General features: G+C 73.5%; 5 protein-coding genes and 1 pseudogene. 1 reads left to right on the forward strand and 5 read right to left on the reverse strand.

The window, feature by feature from the left end; all coding sequences use genetic code 11:
* Positions 1 to 317 precede the first annotated feature (317 nt).
* The 3 genes and pseudogenes from F6X68_RS34920 to F6X68_RS29910 all read right to left on the reverse strand — a co-directional run bounded on the left by F6X68_RS34920 (position 318) and on the right by F6X68_RS29910 (position 2,103).
* Positions 318 to 1,013 (reverse strand): trypsin-like serine protease, encoded by a 696-nt coding sequence (locus tag F6X68_RS34920; protein WP_370519009.1) that lies wholly within the window; start codon positions 1,011 to 1,013, stop codon positions 318 to 320.
* 12 nt (positions 1,014 to 1,025) lie between these two features.
* Positions 1,026 to 1,526 (reverse strand): annotated as a pseudogene (locus tag F6X68_RS34925) (snapalysin family zinc-dependent metalloprotease); the annotation flags it as partial.
* A 100-nt stretch (positions 1,527 to 1,626) separates the two neighbouring features.
* Positions 1,627 to 2,103, reverse strand: a complete 477-nt coding sequence (locus F6X68_RS29910) for a hypothetical protein (RefSeq protein ID WP_151457383.1) — start codon at positions 2,101 to 2,103, stop codon at positions 1,627 to 1,629.
* A 212-nt stretch (positions 2,104 to 2,315) separates the two neighbouring features.
* On the opposite strand from F6X68_RS29910, the gene F6X68_RS29915 reads away from it, so the two are divergent.
* Positions 2,316 to 3,521, forward strand: a complete 1,206-nt coding sequence (locus F6X68_RS29915; RefSeq protein ID WP_151457384.1) for a chitosanase — start codon at positions 2,316 to 2,318, stop codon at positions 3,519 to 3,521.
* 10 nt (positions 3,522 to 3,531) lie between these two features.
* On the opposite strand, the gene abc-f is transcribed toward F6X68_RS29915, so the two are convergent.
* Together abc-f and F6X68_RS29925 are read right to left on the reverse strand one after the other, a co-directional pair.
* On the reverse strand, positions 3,532 to 5,181 hold the full coding sequence (gene abc-f, locus F6X68_RS29920; protein ID WP_151457385.1) for a ribosomal protection-like ABC-F family protein: 1,650 nt from the start codon (positions 5,179 to 5,181) through the stop codon (positions 3,532 to 3,534).
* A gap of 222 nt (positions 5,182 to 5,403) precedes the next feature.
* Entirely contained in the window at positions 5,404 to 5,709 is a 306-nt protein-coding gene (locus tag F6X68_RS29925; RefSeq protein WP_151457386.1) for a cellulose binding domain-containing protein, read from the reverse strand.
* Between the last annotated feature and the right edge of the window lie 97 nt (positions 5,710 to 5,806).

The raw sequence follows: 5,806 nt of genomic DNA on the forward strand, positions 1-5,806 counted from the left end.
GAGCTGGACGGCACGGGCGTCGGGGAGGTCCCCGGGGTGGCCCGGCCACCCCCCTTGAGCAGGTCGTCGACGACCCGCCCGACGCCGCCGAGCAGGTCACCGACCGGCCCGCCGGAGGCCGTCGGCGTCGGCGCGGGAGCGAGCGCCAGGGTCAGGGCGAGCGCAGCCACGACACGCATGGTTCACCTCGGAAAGGGGTCGATGTGCCAGGCACCGTACCGCACTCCGGGTGGTCGCCGCGTGACGCCCCGGCGGTACGACCGGGGTGACGACGCTACGGGGGACGCCGCACGCGGCGTCCCCCGTAGCGGGGTGGGTCAGGCCGGCAGGCCGCCGACCTGGGTGTTGATCCAGGACCGGATGGACGGCAGGTCCACGTAGATGGACGGGCCGGTGGCGCAGGTGGAGTTGTTGTTGCCGGCCCGGCTGGTGGCGCCGATCAGGGCCCACGCCCCGTTGATCCGGCGCACCTGCGGGCCGCCCGAGTCGCCGTAGCAGGCGCCCGCGTTGCCGTTGGTGTTGTTGGTGCAGATCTCGTACGGGCCGTTGATGCCGAGGCAGCGGCTGTCCGCCACGATCGAGGTGTCCAGCTCGTTCGCGACCGTCGGGGCGCTGCCGCAGCCCCGGGGAGCACAGGTCTGGCCCCAGCCGATGATCCGGGTGGCGGTGCCGACCGCGCCGGAGGTGGTCGGGATCGGCGCCGGGGCGTAGCTGACCGAGCTGGACAGCTGGAGCAGCTTCACGTCGACGCTCGGGTGGTTGACCGCCCGGGTCACCGAGACGACGGTGCCGCCGCTGCTGCGGTTGACGCTGCCGACCCGCACCGAGGAGGGGGTACCGCAGTGCTTGGCGGTGACCGCCCAGTTGGCCTTGATCAGGGTGCCGGTGCAGCCGGAGACGTACACCATCCACGGGTAGTTCTCACTCGCCGGCCGGCCGTTGACCACCTGCGGCGAGATGTCGTCGGTGTCGTTCCACGTGAACGTCCCGGTGGGCACCTCCGACGCGGCCAGGCCGCCCGCGAAGAGCTGGTTCACCCGGGACGCCTCGGCGGCGCTCGGGTTGGCGTTGGTGCAGGAGACCGGCGCGCTGCTGCCGGACATCAGGTCGGAGCAGAGTCCGGTACGCCGGTCGGGCAGGCCGAGGATGTGGCCGAGCTCGTGGGTGGCGATGCGGGTGCGGTTGTAGCCCTGGTTGACGGCGGTCCAGCCCATCCAGACCCGGCCGGCGCCGAGGCTGGTGACCTGCGCGCGCGGCCAGCCGCTGTCGACGTAGATGGTGACGTTGCCCGGCGTACGGGCGACCAGCTGGACGTTGCTGACCCGGCTGTTCCAGATGGCCGCGGCCTGGTCGAAGTTGGTGCGGAACTCGCCGGCCCGGCTCGCGTCGTAGTAGACGGTCCGGGCGGCGGACGCGCCCGTGTCGGCGGCGGACGCGCTCGCGCCGGTGGCAACCTGCATTCCGGTTGCGGCCAGCACCGCCGCCAGCGCGGCGGTCGCCGCGTGCAGCAGTTGTCGTCGGAACATACACGCACTCCCTGGGGTTGTCCGGCGGCGTGCCACCGCCGGTCATCGATGTACGTGAATGCTAGAGCGGGGGTCGCCGATATGCGGCATAACGGAATCGTCATACCGGCGACGCGGCGGCCCGCTCCGCCGAACGGGCTGCCCGGCGAACGTCGCCGGCCGCCAGCGCGAACAGCGCGAGCGCGCCGGCGAGGGCCGCGTCCACCCCGATCACGAATCCCCGCTCCGACCCGGCCGGCGCCACGGCGACACCGGCGGCAAGCGCCACCGCCGCCGGTGTCGCCGTGGCCAGGCGGGCCGACGCCTCCCACCGCACGGCCCACCGGCTCCCCGGCGGCCGCCCCGTCGTGAGGCCCGCGCGCAGCTGCCACGCGGCGGCGGCGATGAGCGACGCACCGAGCCCGCCGGCGGCCCCGATCACCAGCCACGGCACGGCGAACGCCCCCGCCCGCCCGGCGGGCGACGACACGCCGCCCGCCGCGAGCAGCGCGAACCCGACCGAGAGCGCGACATGGACGAGGATCACCCGCGACAGGCGACGTCGCAGCTCACTCAGCTCGGCAACGGGCATCGACACTGCCGCCTCCCCTGCTCGGGCCCACCCCGCATCGTGCCACGTCGGGTGCCACCTGCCCCAGAGGTGACCGGCCTCGACGTTTGACAGCCAATCGACACACTGCTATTTGTAAATACAGTTTCCTGAAGTTCCTGGTGGCCGTCCGGCCATCCCACGGGGCCGCTGGCCCACCGACCGGAGGCGGCGCGCCGCCATCCCACCCGAGGAGCGCCATGCCTCGCAAGCGGACCGTCGCCCAGCTCTCGGGCGCCCTCGCCGTCACCGTCGCCGCGATCGGCTACGGCCTGCCCTCGGCCAGCGCCGCGGCGGCCGGGCCCGTCACCGGCCTCGGCGGGAAGTGCGTCGACGTCGCCGGGGCCAACCCGGCCAACGGCACGCCGATCCAACTCTGGGACTGCAACGGCACCGCGGCCCAGGTCTGGACGGTCGGCAACGCCGACGGATCGGTCCGCGCACTCGGCAGGTGCCTGGACGTCACCGCCGCGTCGACCGCCAACGGCGCCAAGGTGCAGCTGTACGACTGCAACGGCACCGGCGCACAGAAGTGGACCGCCAGCAACGGCACGCTGGTCAACACCGGCTCGGGCAAGTGCCTCGACGTCACGGACTGGAGCACGGCCAACGGTGCCCGGTTGCAGATCTGGAGCTGCTCCGGCACCGCCAACCAGCGGTGGACCCTGCCCGGCGGCGGCGCCACGCCCACCCCGTCCGCGCCGGCCGGCGCTGCCCTCGACGATCCGGCCAAGAAGGACGTCGCCATGCAGCTCGTGTCGGCGGCGGAGAACTCCTCGCTCGACTGGCGCGCGCAGTTCTCCTACATCGAGGACATCGGCGACGGGCGGGGCTACACCGCCGGCATCATCGGCTTCTGCTCCGGCACCGGCGACATGCTCGAACTCGTGGAGGCGTACACGCGGACCAAGCCCGGCAACGTGCTGGCCGGCTACCTGCCCGCGCTGCGCGCCGTCGACGGCAGCGACTCGCACGCCGGCCTCGACCCGTACTTCCCCCGCGACTGGCGCACCGCCGCCGCCGACCCCGTGTTCCGGGCCGCGCAGGAGGCCGAGCGGGACCGCGTCTACTTCAACCCCTCGGTCCGCGACGGCAAGACCGACGGCGTACGGGCGCTCGGGCAGTTCGCCTACTACGACGCGGCGGTGATGCACGGCTACGAGGGCATGCGGGCGATCCGCAGCCGCGCCCTGGCCCGGGCAAAGCCCCCGGCCCAGGGCGGCGACGAGCGGACCTGGCTGCACGCCTTCCTCGACGAGCGGGTCGCCGAGATGAGGAAGGAACCCGCCCACTCGGACACCTCCCGCGTGGACACCGCGCAGCGGGTCTTCCTCAACAACGGCAACTTCGACCTGAACACGCCGCTGGTGTTCGCCGTCTACGGCGACCAGTACCGCATCGGCTGACGGCCCCCGGTCACGACTCCGGCGCGAGGCCGGCGGGGGCGCCGGTCTCCCGCAGCCGGCCGTCGGCGAGCCGCAGCCAGCGGTCCACGCCGATCGCCGCGAGGAACCGTTCGTCGTGGCTGATCACCACGAACGCACCCTCGTACGCGTCGAGCGCGCTCTCCAGCTGGCCGACGCTGACCAGGTCCAGGTTGTTGGTCGGCTCGTCGAGCAGGAGCAACTGCGGCGCCGGTTCGGCGAACAGCACGCAGGCCAGGGTGGCGCGGAGCCGCTCGCCGCCGGAGAGCGCCCCGACCGGGAGGTGGGCGCGGGAGCCCCGGAACAGGAAGCGGGCGAGCAGGGTCATCCGCTGCGCCTCCGGCATCGCGGGCGCGTACGCGGCCAGGCTCTCCGCGACCGTGCGGTCGAGGTCCAGCAGGTCCAGCCGCTGGGACAGGTAGGCGATCCGGCCGTCGGCCCGCCTGGTCCGGCCGCCCTCCGGTTGCACGTCGCCGCTGACCACACGCAGCAGGGTGGACTTGCCGGCGCCGTTCGGACCGGTGAGCGCGATCCGTTCGGGCCCCCGGATCGTGAGGTCCACGCCGGCACCGGCGAACAGGGCGCGCCCGCCGTAGCGGACCTGCATCCCCTCGCCGTGGAAGACCGTACGACCGGCCGGAAGGCTGGTGCCGGGCAGTTCCAGCGTGATCCGCTGCTCGTCGCGCAGGGCACGGCCCGCCTCGTCGAGCCGGGCCTTGGCGTCGCCGACCCGCGCGGCGTGCGTCTCGTTCGACCGGCCCGCCGACTCCTGGGCGCCCCGCTTCATGGTGCCGGCGAAGATCTTCGGCAGGCCGGCGCTCTTCAGGTTGCGGGCGGCGTTGCCGGCCCGGCGCTCGGCCCGTTCGCGCGCCTGCTGCATCTCCCGCTTCTCCCGCTTGACCTCCTGCTCGGCGTGGCGGACGTTCTTCTCCGCGACCTCCCGCTCGGCGCGCACCGCCTCCTCGTACGCGGTGAAGTTGCCGCCGTAGGAGCGGACCTCGCTCCGGTCGAGTTCGAGGATGCGGTCCATCCGGTCCAGCAGCGCCCGGTCGTGGCTGACCAGCAGCAGGCAACCGTTCCAGTCCTCCAGCACGGCGTACAGCTTGCGGCGGGCGTCGAGGTCCAGGTTGTTGGTGGGCTCGTCGAGGAGCAGGATGTCGGGCCGCCGCAGCAGTTGCGCCGCCAGGCCCAGGGAGACGACCTGGCCGCCGCTGAGGGTGTGCAGGGGCCGGTCGAGGGACACGTCGTCGAGGCCGAGCCGGTCCAGTTGGGCGCGGGTGCGCTCCTCGATGTCCCAGTCGTTGCCGATCGTGCTGAAGTGCTCCTCGTCGGCGTCCCCGGCCTCGATGGCGTGCAGCGCCCCGAGCACCGGCGCGATCCCCATGACCTCGGCAACGGTCAGGTCGCCGGCCAGCGGAAGGCTCTGCGGGAGGTAGCCGAGCACCCCGTCGACGGTCACGGAGCCGCCGGTCGGCTGGTACTCGCCGGCGATCAGCTTGAGCAGCGTGGTCTTGCCGGCGCCGTTCGGCGCGACGAGGCCGGTGCGGCCGGCGCCCACCGTGCAGGACAGCCCCTCGAAGACCGGGGTGTCGTCCGGCCAGGAGAAGGAGAGGCGGGAACAGATGATGAACGCGTCAGACATGCGGAGACCCTCGGGGTGACGTGGGCGCGCCGGGCGCCCTGGGGACGGGATTCGAAGACGACGGACCACGGCCACGGCGGCGGTCGAACGCCTGCCGCTGGCCGGGCACTTCCGGTGTCACCCGGAGATGTCGTCGTCACCCGCCACGTCTGGTCTCCCTGTCCTGATCACTCGCGCCCATCCTAACAGCGCGGCCCGGCACCACGGGGACGCGCGACGGCGTCAGAGGCCCGCGCAGGGGTCGTCGCCCATCGAGCAGTCCTCGGGCGCCCTGGTGAGCTGGTCGACGTCGCGCACGGCGAACGTGAAGGTCCGCGAGCGGCCGGGCGGCACGGGCGGCCCGGTGAAGGTGACGACCTGCCCGTCGCGCCGGTGCTCCGCCCCGCTGACGTCGGTCAGGGAGCCGCCCTCGGCCAGCGTGACGACCACCGTCCAGCCGTCCACCGCCGCGCTGCCGGGATTGTCGACGACCACCTCGCCGGTGAAGCCGAGCAGCCTCGTCGAGACGGTCCGGTAGCGGGCGGTCATGGCGGGGGCCGACGGCGCGATCGAGGTGGGCGTACGCGAGGGCGTCGCCGAGGGGGTCGCCGACGGCGTCCGGCTCGGGCGGGACGGGGTCGGCGTG

The organism is Micromonospora sp. AMSO12t (genome assembly GCF_008806585.1).
GTDB classification, from domain to species: domain Bacteria; phylum Actinomycetota; class Actinomycetes; order Mycobacteriales; family Micromonosporaceae; genus Micromonospora; species Micromonospora reichwaldensis.

What these genes read in the sequence shown, in the direction of transcription:
- F6X68_RS29915 (WP_151457384.1), top strand. Translation starts at nt 2,316, where the DNA reads ATGCCTCGCAAGCGGACCGTCGCCCAGCTCTCGGGCGCCCTCGCCGTC.
- F6X68_RS29925 (WP_151457386.1), bottom strand. Translation starts at nt 5,709, where the DNA reads ATGACCGCCCGCTACCGGACCGTCTCGACGAGGCTGCTCGGCTTCACC.
- abc-f (WP_151457385.1), bottom strand. Translation starts at nt 5,181, where the DNA reads ATGTCTGACGCGTTCATCATCTGTTCCCGCCTCTCCTTCTCCTGGCCG.